Origin of the sequence: Streptomyces thermolilacinus SPC6, from assembly GCF_000478605.2 — a bacterium.
In the GTDB taxonomy this organism is placed as follows: Bacteria; Actinomycetota; Actinomycetes; order Streptomycetales; family Streptomycetaceae; genus Streptomyces; species Streptomyces thermolilacinus.
Genome location: NZ_ASHX02000001.1, coordinates 4,121,642 through 4,139,369, shown reverse-complemented (window position 1 = coordinate 4,139,369; position 17,728 = coordinate 4,121,642). Strand labels below are relative to the sequence as shown.

The following is a 17,728-nucleotide window of genomic DNA, read 5'->3' as shown; positions in this document are numbered from 1 at the left end:
CCGGGGGCCGGCAGGACGGGACGCGGGCCCCGTCGCCGAGGTCAGCAGGACGGGACGCGGGCCCCGTCGCCGAGGGCCTTGAGGGAGGCGACGGCGTCCTTCAGGGTCGTCACGGGGATGAGCCGCAACCCGTCGGGCCGGGTCGCGAGGGCGTCGTCGCACTCGGCCCTCGGCACGAGGAAGACGGTCGCGCCGTCGCGGGCGGCGGCCTGCGTCTTGAGGGCCACGCCGCCGACCGGGCCGACCGTGCCGTCCGGGGTGATCGTTCCCGTACCGGCGACGACCTTGCCGGCAGTGAGGTCGCCGCCCTCGCCGTCACCGGCGAGCTTGTCGATGACGCCCAGGGAGAACAGCAGCCCGGCGCTGGGGCCGCCGATGTCGGCGAGGTGCAGCTTGACCTGGACGTCCTTGTCGCTCCTGCCGAGGTGCCCCAGCGCGGCGGCGACGGCGCTGTCCTGCGAGGCGCGCATCTGGCCGAGGTTGCGCTTCTCGATCTCCTGGTTCGTCTTGCCCGCCGGGTACACCGAGTCGTGCGGCAGCACGGCCTGGTCGGTGCGGAACCAGGCGCGGACCACCTCGTCCAGCCCGATGTCGGTGCCCGGCGCGGTGGCCACGATGGTGGTCATCCGCAGCTGTCCGGTCGTCTTGCGGACGGGCGCGCCGGTGATGGTGATGACCTGGCGTCCCTTGTCCACCCCGAGCACGTCCGCCGTGGAGCCGGGCAGCGCGATCGTGTACGGCAACGGGGCGAACGCGGCGGCGGCGAGGAGGGCGAGCACGGGGAGGGCGCACAGGAGGAGGGCGCGGGCCCGCGGGATCCGAGACAACACGCCCCCAATCTATCCGCCCGCCCGTCGCCCCCAGGCATGCCGGGCCGGTCCCGGTCCCGGAGTCCCGGGCCAGATCCCAGCCGCCGGGGCCGGGCCGGGGACCCGGAGGCGGGCCCGCACGGCGGAGCCCCGGAGGCGGGCCCGCAGGGTCAGCGGAGGGCCTCGGAGACCTCGCGGGCCGCGTCCACCACCCGCTGCCCCACCCGCTCCGGCACCGCGTCCGTCAACATCACCACACCCACACTGCCCTCGATCCCGGTCACCCCCACCAGCGGCGCCGCCGCCCCGCTCGCGCCCGCCTCCAGCTCCCCGTGCGTCAGGGTGTACCCGGGCTCCACCGCGCCCCCGGCCTGCCGCGCGGACAGGATCGCCCGCCCCGCCGCACCCCGGTCCAGCGGGTGCCGGAAACCGGCCCGGTACGCCACGTGGTAGTCCGTCCACGTCGGCTCCACCACCGCGACGGCCAGCGCCTCCGCGCCGTCCACCAGCGTCAGGTGCGCCGTCGCCCCGATGTCCTCGGCGAGCGAGCGCAGCGCGGGCAGCGCGGCCTCCCGTACGAGCGGGTGGACCTGCCGGCTGAGGCGCAGCACGCCGAGCCCGACGCGGGCCCGGCCGCCGAGGTCACGCCGTACGAGCGCGTGCTGTTCCAGCGTGGCGAGCAGTCGGTAGACGACCGTCCGGTTGACGCCGAGCCGGTGGGACAGCTCGGTGACGGTCAGCCCGTGGTCGGTGTCGGCGAGCAGTTTGAGGACGCGCAGTCCCCGGTCGAGCGTCTGGGAGGTTTCCGCGGTCACGACGCCCCCTCCTTCGGAGTGAGTGACGGCGGACACTCTCAACGCGGTGGCGACGCCCGTCCCTTGAGCGTCGCACCGAGAGGCCGCCGGCAGGCCATGGCACACCGGCTGCGCTCCGCGGCGGCGCTGCCACGGGGCGTTTGCATGTGCCCGGACAGTAACCACCCGATCCGCTCAGCGGAAGACCTCGTCCAGAATCCGGGCGCGGATGGGGAGTTGATCCCGGAATGCCCCCCTCCTCACGGCGGCGCCCCGAAGCCGTACCCGAAACGCCACGACGCCCGGAGCCGTACGGGACGGCACCCGGCGGGCCACCCCCGGGACCCGCGCGGCGCCCCGGAGGACCCACCACACACCCCGCCCCGGAACACCCCGAACCCTCGGCCCACGGACCCCCGCCCCGGAACCACCCCGGGACCCGGACCCCCGGACCCCGGAACCACCCCGGGACCCGGACCCCCCGGACCCCGGAACCACCCGCGAGGCCGCCCCCGGCCCCAGGAACACCCCGGCGCCGACCGCACCGCACCACACAGGCGCGGCGGCCGGCGCCGAGGTCCCCGTCACAGACGCGACGCGCCTGCGCTCACCGCATCCGCGTGGCCCACTCCTGGACCTTCTTGATCCGCTCCCGGATCTGCCCCGCCGTCGCCTCGGCGCTCGGCGGGCCGCCGCACACCCGGCGCAGCTCGGTGTGGATCACCCCGTGCGGCTTGCCGCTCTGGTGGACGTACGCGCCGACCATGGTGTTCAGCTGCTTGCGCAGCTCCATCAGCTCCTTGTGGGAGACGACCGGCCGCCGCTCGGCGGGCAGCTCCAGCAGGTCGGCCTCCTCCGCGGGCTTCTGGCGGCTGTGCGCGATCTGCCGGGCCTGCCGCTTCTGGAGCAGCAGCTGCACCTGGTCGGGCTCCAGCAGGCCGGGGATGCCGAGATAGTCCTGCTCCTCCTGGCTGCCGGGGTGGGCCTGCATGCCGAACTCGGCGCCGTTGTACATGACCCGGTCGAAGACGGCGTCGGACTCCAGCGCCTCGAAGGGCAGCATGTCCTGTTCGCCGGTGTCCTCGTCCTGCTGCTTGTTCGCCTCGTCCAGTTCCTTCTCGGACTCGGCGTACGGGTCCTCCTCGCCCTCCTTCTTCGGCCGGTCGAGGACGTGGTCGCGTTCGACCTCCATCTCGTTGGCGAAGCCCATGAGCATGGGGATGGTCGGCAGGAACACGGACGCGGTCTCGCCGCGCCTGCGGGACCGCACGAAACGGCCGACGGCCTGCGCGAAGAACAGCGGCGTGGAGATCGTCGTGGCGTACACGCCGACGGCGAGGCGCGGCACGTCGACGCCTTCGGACACCATGCGGACGGCGACCATCCACCGGTCGTCGCCTTCGCTGAACTCGTCGATCCGCTTCGAGGCGCCCGCGTCGTCGGACAGGACGAGGGTCGCGCCGTGCCCGGTGATCTCCCGGATGAGCTTGGCGTACGCGCGCGCCGACTCCTGGTCGGAGGCGATGACGAGCGCCCCGGCGTCGGGGATGGCCTTGCGGACCTCGGTGAGCCGCTGGTCGGCGGCGCGCAGCACGTTCGGCATCCAGTCGCCGCGCGGGTCGAGCGCGGTGCGCCAGGCCTGCGAGACGGCGTCCTTCGTCATGGGCTCGCCGAGCCGGGCGGCGACCTCGTCCCCGGCCTTGGTGCGCCAGCGCATGTTGCCGCTGTAGCTGAGGAAGATCACGGGGCGGACGACGCCGTCGGCGAGGGCGTTGCCGTAGCCGTACGTGTAGTCGGCGGCGGACCGCCGGATGCCGTCGTTGCCCTCCTCGTACGTGACGAAGGGGATCGGGTTCGTGTCGGACCGGAACGGCGTACCGGTCAGCGCGAGCCGCCGCGTCGCGGGCTCGAACGCCTCCAGGCACGCCTCGCCCCACGACTTGGAGTCGCCGGCGTGGTGGATCTCGTCGAGGATGACGAGGGTCTTGCGCTGCTCGACGCGGTTGCGGTGCAGCATGGGACGCACGCCGACACCGGCGTACGTGACGGCGACGCCGTGGTACTCCTTGCTGAGCGGGCCCGCGCTGTACTCCGGGTCCAGCTTGATCCCTATCCGCGCGGCGGCGGCCGCCCACTGCTTCTTCAGGTGCTCGGTCGGGGCGACCACGGTGACCTGCTGCACGACGTGGTGGTGCAGCAGCCACGAGGCGAGGGTCAGCGCGAAGGTCGTCTTGCCGGCGCCGGGGGTGGCGACGGCGAGGAAGTCCCGGGGCTGCTCCTGGATGTACTTCTCCATCGCGGCCTGCTGCCAGGCGCGGAGCTTGTTGGCCGTGCCCCAGGGGGCGCGGCCGGGGAAGGCGGGAGAGAGGTGATGGGAGGCGGTAGTAGTCACGGTCTCCGATTCGGTGCTCTCGGACGCATGGGCGGTGCGCACGGTCGGCGTACGACAACCGGGCCACCCTACCGGCCCCCCGCCCCGCCCCCGGCGCGTTCGGCGCCGCGACCTCGGCGAGTGCGAGCGGTGTCACACGACGAGCGCGCGGAGCCTCCCGGCGATGCTCCCCACCTCTCCGTCCCGGCCTGTGGCGACGTCGACGACCAGCCGTTCCGCCGCGTCGATGTCGGGGCGGAGCTCCACGCCGTTGATGGCGAGGAACGTCACACATGACAGCCAGGCGGTGCGCTTGTTGCCGTCGAAGAAGGGGTGGTTCACGGCGAGCGACTGGAACAGGGCCGCCGCCTTCTCCAGGAGCGCGGGGTACGCCTCCTCACCGAACACGGCCGCCGCCGGCCGGTGCGCGGCCGAGTCCAGGAGCCCCGCGTCCCGTACGACGACGTCCTGGCCGTCGACGGCGTGCTCGGCGATGACCAGGACGTCCCCGGCGGTGGGGTGGAAGCGGGTCACTTGAGGCGCTCCAGCAGCTCGTGCCACTTGGCGGCCTGATCCCTGGCCGTCTCGCGGAGCACGGTCTCGCGGAGGACGGTCTCGCGGGCGGTGGGGGCCTCGGCGCACGGCCCGGGGTCGTCGTTCCGGTCGCCGCGAGGCCGCTGGTTCATGGACATGCCCAGACGGTACGGGCCCGCGAGATCGTTCCGGTACCGGTTTTCCGGCGTCAGCCGGTGCTGTGCGCGGGCCGTACCCGCGCCGCGACCCACGCGCCCGCCAGGGCGACCGCGGCCATCGGGAGGAACACCGCCGCGAACGCCACCGGGTGCGAGGCGGCCGTCTCCGCGCCGGCCAGTGCGTGGCCGCCGACCGCGCCGCCGCCCAGCGCCGCGAAGGCCGCGCCGCCCGCCGCGAGGAGCATGACGTTGGCGAGGCCGTCGGAGATCTGGAGCGCGGCCGAGTTCGTACCGGCCTCCTCCGGCGCGGACAGCTTCAGCAGCAGCACGCTCGTCGAAGAGATGACCATGCCCATGCCGAAACAACCGAAGCCCCAGGCCACGCCCACGATCCACACGGGCACCGCCGGGACGAGCACCGACGGCACGGCCGCGATGGCCCCCGCGACCAGCACCATCCCCAGCACCATCAGCCGCTCCCGGTACGGCTCCACACGCGGCCGCGACTGGACGTACGACCCCAGCGCCCAGGTCGCGCCGCCCACGGCGAGGGACAGGCCCGCGAGCGTCGGGCTCAGGCCCCGCTGGGTGACCAGCATCAGCGGGACGAACGACTCCGCCGAGATGAAGGCGCCCGCCGCGACCCCGCGCAGCAGCACCACGGACGGCAGTCCGCGCGCCGCCCGGTACGTGCCGCGCGGCAGCAGCCCCCGCACGGCCGGCACGAGCAGCGCGGCACCGGCCAGGGCGGGCACCACGGACAGCCAGCGCAGGTCCTGCCCGGCGTACTGGAGCAGCCCCGCGCCCACGGATATGCCCAGCGCCAGCCGCAGCCGCCGCCCGTCGAACCCCGGTACGGGCGCCTCCGGGTCGGCGGGCCCGGCCGCCAGGCGCCGTATCGCGGGCAGGGCGAGCACCAGCGGGAGCAGTACGAGCGCCGGGATGCCGAGGAACACCCACCGCCAGCCGAGCCGTTCGGTGACCGTCCCGGCGCCGAGCGGCCCGACGATGGACGGGATGACCCAGCTCGCGGAGAACGCCGCCATGATCGCGGGCCGCAGCCGCTCCTCGTAGGCCCGGCTGACCACCACGTACAGCGCTACGATCACCAGTCCGCCGCCCAGGCCCTGCACGGCACGCCCGAGGATGAACGGCCACATCGCGGCGGCCGTCCCCGAGACGAGGAGGCCCGCGCCGAAGGCGGCGATCCCGGAGGCGAGCGCGCCGAGCGGCCCGCTGCGGTCGGCCCATTGCCCGGCGAGGACCATGCCGAAGAGGCTGGTGGTGAAGTACGCGGAGAACGCGAACGCGTACAGCGGCACCCCGTCCAGCTCCCGCGCCGCGACGGGCATCGCCGTGCCGACGGCGGTCGCCTCGAACGCGATCAGCAGCACGACGGACACGATGCCGATGCTCAGCGCCCGGTGCTCCCGGTCGAGCACACTGCCGCCGCCCTGCTTCCGCGTGGTCGGGGACGGTACGGAGGGGGCGGCGGCTGTCGGGTCGGCGGTGCCGGTCGGATCAGGGACGGTCATGCGTCCAGAGTAAGTGGCGTAGACCGGTTTGGGACCTGTCGCGAGTCGGTCGGCCGCTCGGTCCCGAGTCGTACGACGTCCGGCCCGCACCGGCCCGCGTCACCCCTGGTAGGCGTCCCGCAGGGCCTGGAGGTCGAGCTTCTTCATGGCCATCATGGCCTCGGTCACGCGCCGGGACTTCCCGGGGTCCGGGTCCTTGAGCATGGTGTCGAGCTCGCGGGGGTTGACCTGCCAGGACAGCCCGTACTTGTCCTTGAGCCACCCGCAGGGCCCTTCCTCACCGCCCTCGGAGAGCCGGGACCAGTAGTGGTCGATCTCCTCCTGGTCCTCGCACTCGACGGCCAGGGAGACGGCCTCGCTGAACCGGAACTCGGGCCCGCCGTTCAGCGCGACGTACCGCTGCCCGGCAAGCTCGAACTCCACGGTCATCACCATCCCGGCAGGCCGGGGCGACCCCTCCGGGTACGGCACGACCTCCACGACCCGCGAGTCGGGAAAGATCGCCGTGTAGTGCGCGGCGGCCTCCTCTGCCTCGGTGTCGAACCAGAGGAACGGCTTGATCTTCTGCTGCATGACGGGCTCCCTTCCGTGTCGATGGATAGACCGGAAGCACCCGGAAAACTCATCGCGGCAGGAGACCTCACCCCACCGCTCAGGCGTCGGGCAGCTCCTCGACCACGAACGAGCCCCGCGCCCGCACGGTCACGACCAGCTCGCGCTCACGCAGGATGTCGAGAGCCCGGCGCACGGTGCTGGAGCCCACGCCGCGCTCCTGGGCAAGGAGCATCTCTCCGGGAAGCCGGGAGCCGGGCGGGAGCTCGCCGCTCCTGATCTTGCGCTCCAGGATGCTGGCGAGCTGTTCGTAGTGACAGGCCGCAGCCCCAGGGTTGGTCTTCTCCGTCAGGGGAGCGAACGTAAACGTCCGGCAACAGCCGCGCATCACCTTTCCCCTCATGCAACGTGAAACCCACTGGAGGCTGATCCGCACCGATCGGCCTCCCGTCCGGGATGACCGGAACGCTGCAGCGGTGGCCCGGTTGGGCCGCGCCGCGGGCACTGGCGGCAGCCCACCGCCAGCCGCCGGTGAACCTGTCGTGAATGAGTACGGATACTCAGAGTCCGCTCCGCGATACGCCGTTAGTGTGACGCGGGTGCACTGCTGGGGCGTAGGACCGACCCGCTGTGGAGGGGCGCCGATGTCGTGGGACGAGTGGGAACAGCTCAAAACGGAGGCTGCTGAACGCCAGTCGAGTCGGATGCGGCTCAACCAGTTACCGGCTTCCGACCCGGCCGGTGGCGAAGGCGGCGGCTCGTCCGGGGATCTGCGGACCCGGAAGCAGGCCTGGACACGGGCGGGTGAGGGCGTCAAGGGCCTGAAGGCGGACATCAGCGAGGGCCTGAAGAAGCTGGCCGCGGGGCAGTCGGGCGTGGCGGAGTCGTCGGGGTGCCAGTCGGCGGCGGCGCAGAAGGAGCTGTACGACTCCTGGAGGAGTTACGTCGGCAAGGTGAGCGAGCGTTGCGGCACGGTGGGCGGGCTGCTGGAGCGCGCCGGGAGTGATCTGGCGATGCCCGACAAGGCGATCGAGGAAGAGTTCGCGAGGGTCAGGGCGCAGTACCAGGACACGGAGCCGGTCGGCGGCCAGGCGAAGGGCCGGTGACGAGCGGCTCATGGATCTGGCGACGCTGCAGAAGCTGAAGCCCGCCGCGTTCGAGGACGCGGCGGACGGTTACCGCGCCACGGCTGAGATGGCCGCCAGGGCGAAGGACGCCATCGACATCCGGATCTCCTCCGGTATCCGCGCGCAGCTCGAAGGGGAGACGGCGAACGCGGCTCTGGGGGAGCTGAAGGAGCTGTCGAAGAACTTCTACTACGTGCAGACCGAGTGCGCTCTGGTGAGCACCGCGCTGGCGGGTTTCGCGCACGACATGGCCGCGGCCAGGCGGAAGCTGGACGCGCCCGTCGCGGACGCGCGGGCCGCCGGGTGCACGGTGAACGCGGACGGGTCGGTCAGCTTCCCCGCGGGCGGCCAGGCGGTCGACGGCAAGGTCCCCGAGGGCGGCACGGTCACCGGCACCGGGGGCCCGTCCTCCCCGACGGCCGACGCGCTCTACCGGCAGGCGGCCAACGCCCACCCCAACCCCCCCTACGGCAAAGCGTTGGAGTTCGCGAACCGGATCGCCGACGCCGTGCGGGAGGCCACGGAAGCGGACACCAAGTGGGCCCCCAAACTCCGCGCGCTGAAGGCCGACGACGACCTGACCGTCTCCGACCGCGACTGGACCGACACCCACTCCGACACAAGCGGAGTCCGCGAGGCGGGCAAGGGCTACCTCGACTCCCTCCCCCACCCCCCGAAGGACGGCAGCCCCAAGGACAACGCCGCCTGGTGGAACGGGCTCACCCCGGAAGAGCAGACGGCGCACCTGTCACTGAACGCGGCACAGGTCGGCGCCCTCGACGGGCTGCCCTCCGCCGTCCGCGACGAAGCCAACCGCGTCGTCTTCAACGAGAGGCACGCCCAGTACCGGCTGGAACTGGCCTCCATCCCGAAGCCACCCGCCAACGAGTGGACGTGGATCACCGCGGGCCGCTACCCGGTCAAGGTGCACACCGACGAGTGGATGAACTGGCAGAGGCAGTACGGGGAGCGGTACGAGCACCTCACCAAGTCCCTCAAGGGCATGGACAGCATCCAGAAGCGCTTCGACCAGACCGGCCAGAAGGGCCTGCCGGAGGCGTATCTCCTGGGGTTCAGCGCGGACGGCAACGGCCGGGCGATCATCGCCAACGGCAACCCGGACACGGCCGACCACCAGGCGGTCTACGTGCCGGGAACGACGTCGAACCTGAGCAACATCGAGGGCAACATCGACCGGATGGTCAACACCTGGCGTGTGGCCGACAACGAGGCCGACGGCAAGAGCGTGTCCACGATCACCTGGCTCGGGTACGACGCCCCGCAGAGCATCTACAAGGACGCGCCCTTCAGGCACTACGCGGACGACGGCGCACCCGCGTTCAACCGGTTCCTCGACGGCCTGGAGGCTTCGCACCAAGGAAGTTCGGGGACCCACCGGACCGTGATCGGCCACTCCTACGGCACGACGCTCGTGGGTTCGGCGGCCGACCACGGCACGCTCAACGCGGACGATGTGATCACCGCGGGCAGCCCAGGTGTGACCGTGGCACGGGCCGAGGACCTGGACGTGCCCCGGGGCCACGTCTGGAACCAGGAGGCGGACGGGGACATCGTGCCCGACATCGGCCGCTGGGGACACGGCGGCCATGAACCGGGCAGCTACTGGGTGATCCCCAGCGACGAATGGTTCGGCGCCCGCCAGATGGCCACGGACACCGAAGGCCACAGCGGGTACTGGGACGAAGGGACCCAGAGCCTGAAAAACCAGGGCCTCGTTGTGGCCGGACGATACGACAAGGTGCAACTGGATTAGCCGGTGAACCCGCGAACACAAATCACTGGAGCAACCGTATTGTGCTGGCCGACTAAGCGAGGCTTCTCAGCGTGAATACCAGACTGGGCGCATGGACGCTCCCCGTCTTCATCCTTTTGATCACTCTCACCGGATGCGACATGAATGAAGAACCGAACAAAGTCCCCTTTGTCGGCACCAGTACATCCATCGCCGCCGCCAATGATCTGGAAAAGGTGTCCAGCGACATCTACGATCTGATCGCCGTCAAGGGAGAAGCGTCCGACACTCAAGCGGGTGTCATGAACTGCGCGGGGAGGGATCGGGAGAAATACTTCCGGGTCTTCCACCCGTGGAGCTTCTACCCTGCCTCACCGGACCAGCTCGACGAGGCGATGCAGCAACTCAAGCAGGAGTTGCCGAAAAACGGATGGACGATCGTCCGATACGGCCCTGACCGCAGCCTGAGCAAGAACCTCACCCTTACGGCCGACAACGACGAGCGGAAGTCGAGCGTCGAGATCACCCAGGACGCGAAGAACGACCGCCCGAAACTGAGCCTGATGCTCGTCTCCGGCTGCTACGAGATCCCGGCCGGCCAGGAAATCGAACGCTTCTGAGCCGAGGGCCTGGTGCCCTGGCGACACTGGCCCGCCAGACCGGCGATGCCGGGGCACCGATTCGGCGAGGGCTCGCCCTGCCGGTGGCGATGCCCGAAGGCCGCCGCGTACGAGGCCGGCCGGGGTCGGCCGGTCAGTTCACCACCGCCGACTGGGGGCGGATCGGCAGGCGGTTGACCGGGCGGCCCGTCGCGGCTCGGACCGCCGAGGCGATCGCCGCCGGGGACGTGACCACCGGGACCGCGCTCGCGGCCTTCGCGCCGAAGGGGGCCACCACGTCCCGCTCCTCGACCAGCTTCACGATGCGGATGTCCGGGGTGTCCAGCGCCGTCGGCAGGGCGTAGCCCGTCAGGTCCGGGTGGCGGACCAGGCCGCGCGGGGTGCGGAGGTTCTCGGTGAGCGCCGCGCCCAGGCCCTGGGTGACCCCCGCCTCGATACGCGTGGCCAGCTGCGCCGGGTTCAGGACGCGGCCCACGTCCTGCGCGACGGCCAGCTCCACCACCCGTACGGAACCCAGCTCCACGTCCACGTCCACCACCGCGCGGATCGCGCAGAACGCCAGGCCCACGAACGCGTCGCCCTGCCCCGCCTCGTCCAGCGGCTCCGTCGGGTGCGGGCGGCACTGCGCGGTCGCCCACAGCTCCTTGCCGTACAGCTCCTCCGCCACCGTCGTGGACAGGACACCGTCGTACGAGGTGATCTTGCCGTCCTGGATCTGGAGCAGCTCCGTGGACATGCCGAACTTGTGCGCCAGCGGCTGCAACAGCTGGGTGCGCACCATCTTCGCCGCGCGCTCCACCGCGCCGCCCGACACCCACGTGTGGCGGCCGTGCGCCGCCGGGCCCGCGGGCGGCTGGTCCGTGTCGACCGGCGCCACCTGCACGTCCTCGACGCCCAGGACCTCCTGGACGATCTGCCGGGCCAGCGTCGAGAAGCCCTGGCCGGTCTCCACGGCGGCGCACAGCACCGTCGCCACCCCGTCCTGGACCTTCACCGTCGCCGTCGAGACCTCGTCCGTGCCCTCGGCGCCCAGCATGTGCACCATGCCCAGCGCGTACCCGACACCCCGCCGCACCGCGCTCGGCTCGCCCGCGCCCTCCGGGCCGCCCGGCAGCAGCCAGTCGTCCCGCCCGGCGTCCGCGGGCAGCGGCGGCAGCGGGAACTCCCGTACGGCCTCCAGCAGTTCGGCGACCGGTGCCGGGCACGTCACGGTCTGGCCGGTCGGCAGCAGGTCGCCCGTCGCCAGGACGTTGCGCATCCGCAGCTCCGCCGGGTCCAGGCCCAGCTTCGCCGCCAGCTTGTCCATCTGGCCCTCGTACGCCGCGCACACCTGCATCGCGCCCTCGCCGCGCACATGCCCGGCGGGCGGGTTGTTGGTCCGTACGACCCAGCCCTCCACGAACGCGTGCGGCACGACGTACGGGCCGCAGGCGAAGGAGACCGCAGCCGCCAGCGAGTCGGACGAGGCGTCCGCGTACGCGCCGCCGTCGAGGAGGATCTGCGCCTCCACCTTCACCAGGCGGCCCTCCGCGTCCGCGTGGTGGCGGTAGCGCAGCAGCGTCGGGTGGCGGTGGCCGTGCCCGAGGAACGACTCCTCGCGCGTGGCGGCCAGCTTCACCGGCGCGCCCGTCCGCAGCGCCAGCAGGCCCAGCGGGATCTGGAAGCCCGGGTCCTCCCGGTCGCCCATCGCGCCCGGCACACCCGTCACGACGATCTTCACCTGCTCCGGCGGAAGGCCGAAGCACGCGGCGGCGAGGTCCCGGTCGGTGTGCGGGTCGGTGGACGCCGTGTAGATCTCGACGCCGCCGTCGGGGCGCGGCACCGCGAGGCCCGCCTCCGCGCCGATGGGCGCCGGGTCCTGGCGGCCGATCCGGTACAGGCCCTCGACGATCACCTCGCCGGTGACGTCCGGGTCGCCGAAGCGCAGCGGGATGTGGCGGATGAGGTTGCCGTCCGGGTGCAAGGGCGGCGCGGAGAACGCCTGTTCCGGGTCGGTGACCGGCTCCAGCACCTCGTAGTCGACGATGATCGCCGCCGCCGCGAGCCGGGCCGCGTCCGGGTGGTCGGCGGCCACGGCGGCGATGGCCTCGCCGTGGTGGCGGACCACGTCCGCCGCGAAGACAGGGCGGTCCGCGACGCTCCTGCCGTACGCCGTGTCGCCCGGCACGTCCACGTGGGTCACCACGGCCCGTACGCCCGGCATCGCCGCCGCGGCGGACGTGTCGATGGACCGGATGCGCGCGTGCGCGTGCGGGGAGCGGAGGATCGCCGCCCACAGCAGGCCCTCGGCCCACAGGTCGGCGGCGTACGGGAACGTGCCCTCCGCCTTGGCGCGGGCATCGGCGGAAGCCAGCGACGCGCCGAGCCCGCGGACGGGCCGCTCCTGCTCCTGGGTCTGCTCCTGCCGGGGGAGTTCGACCGCCGGGATGGCGGTGGCCGCGTCGTTGCTCACGCCGTGCCTCCGTCGTGCGGGTGGGGGACCTGGTGCGGGATGCGGGCGTCGGGGTTCTGGTGCGCCTCGTCCGGGGTGCCGTTGCCCGCCGACTGCGCGGACTTCCCGGCGGCCCGTTCGGCGACGACCTCCCGTACGGCTCTGAGGGCGCCCTGGTAGCCGGTGCACCGGCACAGGTTGCCGGAAAGCGCCTGGCGGGCCTGCACGTCGCTGGGCGCGTGGTTGCCCTCCAGCAGGTCGTGCACGGTCATCGCCATGCCGGGAATGCAGAAGCCGCACTGGACGGCGCCGCAGCGGGTCAGGGCGCGCTGGACGTCGGACGGCTCGCCGTTGACGGCCAGGCCCTCGACGGTACGGACCTCGCTGCCCGCGGCGGTCGCGGCGGGCACCAGGCAGGACGCCACGAGACGGCCGTCCACCTGGACGTTGCACGCGCCGCACTCGCCCTGCGAGCAACCGTCCTTGGCGCCCGCCAGGCCGAGGCGCTCGCGCAGCACGTACAGCAGCGACTCGCCGATCCACGCGTCGGTGACGGGGCGGTCGGCGCCGTTGACGCGCAGGACGTACGAGATGTGCGGGTGCTCGTCGCTGCCGACGGGCGCGGGAGCGGGGTCGGCGGCGGGGTCGGCGGGGGGCGCGGGGTCGGCGGGGGGCTGCTCGCCGCTCCCGGCCTCGGTCGGCTCGGGCCCGTCCCCGGTGGGCGTGGCGTCCGCGACGGCCGGTGCGGCCTCCACGGGGGCCGCCTCCGCCGGGGCGGGGGGCGCGTCGGCCGGGTCCTCGGGGGCTTCCGAGCCTTCCGGGGCCTCGGGGGCCGGTGCCGCTGCCCCCGGGGCCTCCTCGGGCGTGGCCGACGCGGCCTCGGCCTCCGGGGCCTCCCCCGCCGGGTACACCTCCGGGCCGGGCTCGGCGGCCGGGTGCGCCTCCGGGTCGGGCTCGGCGGCGTGGGTGCCGTCGTCCGCCGCCGCCTCAGCGCCCTCGGACGGGGCCGGGGCGTGCTGCTCGCCGTCGGCCGGGGCCTCCGGCGCCTGGTGCTCCGGCTGCGGGGTGAGCGCCCAGGGCGCCGGGGCGCCGCCCGGCAGCGTCGCGGGCGCGCTGTTGCCGTTCGCCCAGGCCGGTACGCCGGTGTGCGCGGGCGCGTGCGCCTCGTGCGGGTGCGCGGGCCGGGCCGGGCCGCCGGCCTCGTGCGCCTGTTCCTGCCCGTAGGCCGAGGGCTCGTGCGCGGGCGTGCCGTTCGGGGGCGTCACGTCAGGCGTCTCGTGGACCGGGGTGCCGTACGCGGGCGTCACGTTGACCGGCGTGCCCTGCGCGGGCGTGCCGTGCTGCCCGTTCCCACCGAGCCCGTTCCCACCGTGCCCGGGGGCGCCGTACTCCGGGGCGCCGTGCTGCCCAGGGGTGCCGTACGCGGGTGTGCCGTGCGCCGGGGTGTGCCCGGGGCCGTATCCCTGCTCCTGTTCCCCGGCGTACCCCGGCGCGTACCCCTGCGCCGTGTCGTACCCCTGCCCGCCCATGCCGTACTCGCCGGACTCCTCCGGCAGGTCGCCCTGCGCGACCGGGATCGTCCACTGGCCGGTCAGGTCGGCGGGGCCGGGGACGGGCGGCTGCTCGGCGTCCATGGCGGAAGCGCCCATACCGGACGGACCCATACCGGAGTGGTCCATGGCCGGGTGGAAGTTCCACTGCGCGGTGGCGTGCGGGTCCGCGATGTGCGGCGGGACGTAGCCGTGGCCCGGCGCCTCCAGCGGGATGCCGTCCAGGCCCGCGTCGGGCGGGAGGTGGACGAACGCCGTGGCGTCGCCGTCGTACTCCCCCTGCGGCGTCGGCTGCCAGCCGCCGCCGTCCCGCGCGCGCTCCTCGTTGCCGGTCTCGTCGCTCACGACAGCGCCCTCCCCAGTGCTCGTCGGGCCAGCACGGACACCGTGCGGCGCAGTTGCAGTACGGCGGGCGGCAGCGGGGGCGGTTCCTCGCCCTCGGCGGCCGGCGGCTGGTCCGGGATGCAGGCCGCCGCGACGTACTCGCCGAACGCCGCCAGGGCCTCCGGCGCCAGCCCCCGCTCGCCGTCCCAGTCGACGAGCGAGGCGATCCAGTGCTCGGCCTCCAGCGGGCGCAGCGGCATCGGCGCGATGGCCCCGACCGCGCAGCGCACGGAGCGCCGCGCCGGGTCCAGGACGACGGCGACGGAGGCGAGGGCGCGGCCGGGCCCGGTGCGGCCGGTGGCCTTGAGGAACACCTGCGGGGCGTGCAGCAGCGGAACCCGTACGTACGCGATGAGTTCGCCCGGTTCGAGCATCGCGCGGCCCGCCAGCAGGTGCGAGACGGGGATCTCGCGGTGCCCGGCGGGACCGGCGACGACGAGGTCGGCCTCCAGTGCGGCGAGGACGGGCAGCGAGTCGCCGGTGGGCGCGGCGGTGACGACGTTGCCGCCGAGGGTGCCGGCGTTGCGGATCTGCGGCGGCCCGGCGGCGCGGGCGGCGGCGGCCAGCGCGGGGATGAGCGCGGCGAAGTCGGGGCGGCCCATGCGGGCGTGGGTGAGACCGGCGCCGAGGAGCGCGTGGCCGTCCTGGTACTGCCAGCCGCGCAGTTCGTTGATGCGGCCGAGGCCGACGAGTCCGGCGGGGCGCAGGAGGCCCTTGTTGACCGCCGCCATCAGGTCCGTACCACCGGCGACGGGCACGGCGGCGGGCATGGCGGTGAGTGCCGCCACGGCCTCGTCGAGCGAGGCCGGCAGCGTGACGGAGTGCGCCGTCCTCGGTGCGTGCGTGGTCAACCCAGCTGCCCCTTCCCGGTGTCCCGGCTGTCCCGGCTGTCCCGCCTGTGTTGCCGTACCGTACGTGCTCACAGCCCGGACGTGGAAACTGTGGCACATCTTCCAACGCGGCCGCCGCGAGGGTCCGCGAAGGACGGTTCCGCCCGCGACCTCCCGTGACCTCCCGTGACTGGGCGGAAGGTCCGCTTTGCGAACGCCCCGCCGGTACGGGCGCGTCGCCGCGCGCCGGGGCGCGGGGCGACGCGGCGTCACACGTTCGGGGGCCTGCCCTCGATCGGGCGTCCGAGGACTCCGGGGCGCCGCTGCCAGGGGCGGGGGCCCGTGGGCGGCCGGTAGTCCACCCCCAGTGCGTCGAGGCGTCGGTAGTGCGCCTCCATGCGGCGGGCGAAGCCGTCGTGGTCGCGCGCGCCGGGGGCGGGCAGGGTGGTGGACCAGGCGACCTCGGCGAAGGCGGCGAGGCGCGGGAAGGTCTGGTAGTCGAGGCGGGCGCGGCTGTCGAGGACCTCGGTCCAGACGTTGGCCTGCACGCCGATGACGTGCGCGGCGGCCTCGGCGGAGAGGCCGGGCGGTACGGGCTCGAAGCGGTACACGTCCTCCAGCGTGCGGACGTACCCGATGGGCGCGGGCTCGTCGGGCCCGTCGCTCTGCCGGTGGTCCAGGTACACGTGCTGCTGGGGGCACATGACGACGTCGTGGCCGGCCTCGGCGGCGGCGATCCCGCCCGCGCACCCGCGCCAGGAGGAGACGGCGGCGCCGGGGGCGAGGCCGCCCTCCAGGATCTCGTCCCAGCCGATGAGGCGGCGGCCGCGCTCGGCGAGCCAGCGGTCGAAGTGCCGTACGAACCAGGCCTGGAGGCCGTCCTCGTCACCGACGCCCAGCTCGCGGACGCGGGCCTGGGCGGTGGCGGAGGCGCGCCACTGGTCCTTGGGGCACTCGTCGCCGCCGATGTGGACGTACGGCGAGACGGCCGCCGGGAACAGGTCGAGGACCTCCTCGAACACGCCCTCGTAGAAGCGGAGGACCTCATCGGTGGGGGCGAGGACGTTGGGGCTGACGCCCCAGGTGTCCCAGACGCCCAGCGCGGAGGTGTCCACGGCGTCGGTGTTGCCGAGGTGGGGGTAGGCGGCGATGGCGGCCTGGGAGTGCCCGGGGATGTCGATCTCGGGGACGATCCGGATGTGCCGCTCGGCGGCGTACGCGACGATCTCGCGGATGTCGTCGTGGGTGTAGTGGCCGCCGTGCGGGGTGTCGTCCCAGAGCGGCGAGGCGCGGTGGCCGCGCTTGGTGCGGGGGCGCCACGAGCCGACCTCGGTGAGGCGCGGGTGGCGGCGGATCTCCAGGCGCCAGCCCTGGTCGTCGGTGAGGTGCAGGTGGAGGACGTTCAGCTTGTGCGCGGCGATCAGGTCGAGCTGGCGCAGCACGTCGTCCTTGGGCAGGAAGTGCCGGGCCACGTCCAGGAGCATCCCGCGCCACCCGAAGCGGGGCCGGTCCTCGATCCGCAGCGCGGCGAGCACGAGGGGGGCGCCGGGGCGGACGGGGGCGCGGCGGTACGCGTCGGGGCCGAGGAGCTGGCGGAGGGTCTGCGCGGCCCAGAAGACCCCGGCGGCGTCACCGCCCGTGAGGTCCACGGCCCCGTCGCCGACGGTGAGCCGGTACGCCTCCGGGCCGAGCGCCGGGTCGAGGCCCAGGCGGATCGCGGCGGGCGCGGGGGCGCCGGTGTGCGGGGCCGGGCGGGCGCCGGGCGCGCCGGTGTGCGGGGCCGGGTGCAGGGGCAGGGCGAAGGCGGCGCCCAGGGTCGTCCGCAGCCAGCGTTCGGTGGACTCCGTGCCGGGTGCGGCGGACAGGACGGTACGGGCGTCGAGGACCGCGCCGGTCCTGCCCGGGTCCCCGGTGTGGGAGGCGGGCTCCGGAATGAGGTCCATCACGTCACCAACCTCCGGGGCGTTGCACATGGCGCAACGGGCGTTCCGCACGCCGCAACCGCCAGGGAGCGTAAGGGCCGCCCCGCAGCCGGGCAAGGGTCGGGTACCGGCCACCGGGAATCGCGGTACGGATCACCCCCACTCATGGTGCGGGGCAGCCCGAGCCGTGGTTACGGGTCACCCCTGGCTCGCCGTACGGATCATCCCCACCCACGGTACGGGCCACCCGGCGGCGGGCCCGGGTGCGGCGGAGCCCCTGCTGCGGACTCGGCGGAGCCCCTGGAGCGGGCCCGGTACAGCGAAGCCCCCGGTGCGGCGGGCGCGTCCCGCGTGCCGC

General features: G+C 73.7%; 15 protein-coding genes. 3 read left to right on the top strand and 12 right to left on the bottom strand.

Annotated features, from left to right (window positions below):
- Positions 1-41: 41 nt before the first annotated feature.
- The 8 genes from J116_RS17930 to J116_RS17895 all read right to left on the bottom strand — a co-directional run bounded on the left by J116_RS17930 (position 42) and on the right by J116_RS17895 (position 7,156).
- Positions 42-830, bottom strand: a complete 789-nt coding sequence (locus tag J116_RS17930; RefSeq protein WP_023588452.1) for a S16 family serine protease — start codon at positions 828-830, stop codon at positions 42-44.
- Between the two features lie 149 nt (positions 831-979).
- Positions 980-1,624: an IclR family transcriptional regulator gene (locus J116_RS17925; RefSeq protein ID WP_023588451.1), complete on the bottom strand. Its 645-nt coding sequence runs from the start codon at positions 1,622-1,624 to the stop codon at positions 980-982.
- Between the two features lie 586 nt (positions 1,625-2,210).
- Entirely contained in the window at positions 2,211-3,995 is a 1,785-nt protein-coding gene (locus J116_RS17920; RefSeq protein WP_037947898.1) for a DEAD/DEAH box helicase, read from the bottom strand.
- Positions 3,996-4,127: 132 nt separating this feature from the next.
- Positions 4,128-4,508 carry a type II toxin-antitoxin system death-on-curing family toxin gene (locus tag J116_RS17915; RefSeq protein WP_023588449.1) on the bottom strand — a complete coding sequence of 127 codons (381 nt, stop codon included), beginning with the start codon at positions 4,506-4,508 and terminating at the stop codon, positions 4,128-4,130.
- Entirely contained in the window at positions 4,505-4,666 is a 162-nt protein-coding gene (locus J116_RS29945) for a hypothetical protein (protein ID WP_161492125.1), read from the bottom strand. Before J116_RS29945 ends, J116_RS17915 begins: the two co-directional genes overlap by 4 nt.
- Positions 4,667-4,716: 50 nt before the next feature.
- Positions 4,717-6,201 carry an MFS transporter gene (locus J116_RS17905; protein ID WP_023588447.1) on the bottom strand — a complete coding sequence of 495 codons (1,485 nt, stop codon included), beginning with the start codon at positions 6,199-6,201 and terminating at the stop codon, positions 4,717-4,719.
- A gap of 99 nt (positions 6,202-6,300) precedes the next feature.
- Entirely contained in the window at positions 6,301-6,774 is a 474-nt protein-coding gene (locus J116_RS17900) for a VOC family protein (RefSeq protein WP_023588446.1), read from the bottom strand.
- A 79-nt stretch (positions 6,775-6,853) separates the two neighbouring features.
- Positions 6,854-7,156 carry a GntR family transcriptional regulator gene (locus tag J116_RS17895; RefSeq protein ID WP_235617362.1) on the bottom strand — a complete coding sequence of 101 codons (303 nt, stop codon included), beginning with the start codon at positions 7,154-7,156 and terminating at the stop codon, positions 6,854-6,856.
- Positions 7,157-7,397: 241 nt separating this feature from the next.
- On the opposite strand from J116_RS17895, the gene J116_RS17890 reads away from it, so the two are divergent.
- The 3 genes from J116_RS17890 to J116_RS17880 all read left to right on the top strand — a co-directional run bounded on the left by J116_RS17890 (position 7,398) and on the right by J116_RS17880 (position 10,253).
- Entirely contained in the window at positions 7,398-7,859 is a 462-nt protein-coding gene (locus J116_RS17890) for a hypothetical protein (protein WP_023588444.1), read from the top strand.
- 10 nt (positions 7,860-7,869) lie between these two features.
- On the top strand, positions 7,870-9,654 hold the full coding sequence (locus tag J116_RS17885; RefSeq protein ID WP_023588443.1) for an alpha/beta hydrolase: 1,785 nt from the start codon (positions 7,870-7,872) through the stop codon (positions 9,652-9,654).
- Positions 9,655-9,725: 71 nt separating this feature from the next.
- Positions 9,726-10,253: a hypothetical protein gene (locus J116_RS17880; RefSeq protein ID WP_023588442.1), complete on the top strand. Its 528-nt coding sequence runs from the start codon at positions 9,726-9,728 to the stop codon at positions 10,251-10,253.
- Positions 10,254-10,386: 133 nt separating this feature from the next.
- Here the strand turns inward: J116_RS17880 and J116_RS17875 are convergent, their stop codons facing one another.
- The 4 genes from J116_RS17875 to J116_RS17860 all read right to left on the bottom strand — a co-directional run bounded on the left by J116_RS17875 (position 10,387) and on the right by J116_RS17860 (position 17,391).
- Positions 10,387-12,705 (bottom strand): xanthine dehydrogenase family protein molybdopterin-binding subunit, encoded by a 2,319-nt coding sequence (locus J116_RS17875; RefSeq protein WP_023588441.1) that lies wholly within the window; start codon positions 12,703-12,705, stop codon positions 10,387-10,389.
- Complete coding sequence (locus tag J116_RS17870; RefSeq protein WP_023588440.1) at positions 12,702-14,579, bottom strand: (2Fe-2S)-binding protein; 1,878 nt, start codon at positions 14,577-14,579, stop codon at positions 12,702-12,704. Before J116_RS17870 ends, J116_RS17875 begins: the two co-directional genes overlap by 4 nt.
- Positions 14,576-15,469, bottom strand: a complete 894-nt coding sequence (locus J116_RS17865; protein ID WP_023588439.1) for an FAD binding domain-containing protein — start codon at positions 15,467-15,469, stop codon at positions 14,576-14,578. The genes J116_RS17870 and J116_RS17865 overlap by 4 nt, the downstream gene beginning before the upstream one ends.
- A 248-nt stretch (positions 15,470-15,717) precedes the next feature.
- A complete protein-coding gene (locus J116_RS17860; protein ID WP_023588438.1) occupies positions 15,718-17,391 on the bottom strand; it encodes a beta-N-acetylhexosaminidase in 1,674 nt (557 codons plus the stop codon).
- Positions 17,392-17,728: the final 337 nt, after the last annotated feature.

Bases quoted from the DNA above. Each gene is read 5' to 3' on its own strand.
- J116_RS17895 (WP_235617362.1), bottom strand. From the start codon at position 7,156: ATGAGGGGAAAGGTGATGCGCGGCTGTTGCCGGACGTTTACGTTCGCT.
- J116_RS17905 (WP_023588447.1), bottom strand. From the start codon at position 6,201: ATGACCGTCCCTGATCCGACCGGCACCGCCGACCCGACAGCCGCCGCC.
- J116_RS29945 (WP_161492125.1), bottom strand. From the start codon at position 4,666: ATGTCCATGAACCAGCGGCCTCGCGGCGACCGGAACGACGACCCCGGG.
- J116_RS17860 (WP_023588438.1), bottom strand. From the start codon at position 17,391: ATGGACCTCATTCCGGAGCCCGCCTCCCACACCGGGGACCCGGGCAGG.
- J116_RS17900 (WP_023588446.1), bottom strand. From the start codon at position 6,774: ATGCAGCAGAAGATCAAGCCGTTCCTCTGGTTCGACACCGAGGCAGAG.
- J116_RS17890 (WP_023588444.1), top strand. From the start codon at position 7,398: ATGTCGTGGGACGAGTGGGAACAGCTCAAAACGGAGGCTGCTGAACGC.
- J116_RS17885 (WP_023588443.1), top strand. From the start codon at position 7,870: ATGGATCTGGCGACGCTGCAGAAGCTGAAGCCCGCCGCGTTCGAGGAC.